General features: G+C 34.6%; 1 protein-coding gene. It reads right to left on the bottom strand.

All coding sequences use genetic code 11. The features are described 5' to 3' along the window. Nucleotides 1–100 precede the first annotated feature (100 nt). Nucleotides 101–434, bottom strand: a 334-nt coding sequence (locus H3U96_RS11100) for a hypothetical protein (protein ID WP_198196715.1), incomplete at its 5' end; no start/stop codon positions are given.

Below are 434 nucleotides of genomic sequence, written 5' to 3'. Positions count from 1 at the left end.
TGTTAAAGGTTAAACGCAACTTATTGTATTTATATGTTTATTGATAGGTACAATTTGTTGCGTTGTATTTGCCAGATTATCAATCGTTAACTTTATAGAATTAATCTCCACGGCATATCGCTCTTTTGTTAAAAATATCCTTATTAATAATATTAGGATTTCCTTGATTTTTGCCACCCATATTGATTACAACCTGACCATTTTGTCTCAAACCAAGCGGATAAAAACGTGCAGGACCAAGGCCGGTATTAAAAGTCGATTTAGTAGCGGTCCATATCTCGTTTGCAAAAAGAGAGTTATAATTACCCAATACCCCCCATTCCCCCATAAAACTGCCTATACCTCGGACAAAATTTGGATTCCAATCACTATTTCCTTTATATTCTTCTAGTGTATATAGCAATCCCCTACGAAAATTGTCATCTAAAGCTTCA

The sequence above is a fragment of the Gilliamella sp. M0364 genome, assembly GCF_016100565.1.
Classification (GTDB): domain Bacteria; phylum Pseudomonadota; class Gammaproteobacteria; order Enterobacterales; family Orbaceae; genus Gilliamella; species Gilliamella apis.
This window is presented reverse-complemented; position numbering and strand designations above follow the sequence as displayed.